The organism is Pseudomonas sp. PDM22, assembly GCF_014851965.1.
Lineage (GTDB): Bacteria > Pseudomonadota > Gammaproteobacteria > Pseudomonadales > Pseudomonadaceae > Pseudomonas.
The window spans coordinates 1-330 of sequence record NZ_JACVAR010000045.1 but is presented as its reverse complement, the minus strand read 5'-3'; the positions used below and the strand labels follow the sequence as shown (position 1 = coordinate 330).

General features: G+C 65.8%; 1 pseudogene. It reads left to right on the top strand.

Features of this window, described 5'->3' with window-relative positions:
• Positions 1 to 330 (top strand): annotated as a pseudogene (locus IB255_RS30570) (type VI secretion system tip protein VgrG); the annotation flags it as partial.

Genomic DNA, 330 nt, shown 5'->3' with positions numbered 1-330 from the left:
CACCGGGCGCGGTGATCGTCCGCCTGCACAGCAGCGCCGCCCGCGACCGCAGCTTCGAAGTGCAATTCGAAGCCATCCCCTACGACGAGCAGGTCTGCTTCCGTCCCGACGTGCCGGCCAAACCGGTGATCGCCGGCACCATCCCGGCCCGCATTACCAGCCCCGAGCCGAATGACCTGTACGGCCACATCGATAAGGAAGGTCGCTACAAGTGCCATTTCGTCTTCGACCGCGACACTTGGCCCGCAGGGCGCGAGTCAATGTGGCTGCGCCTGGCCCGCCCCTACGGCGGCGAAACGTACGGCCTGCACCTGCCTTTGATACAAGGCA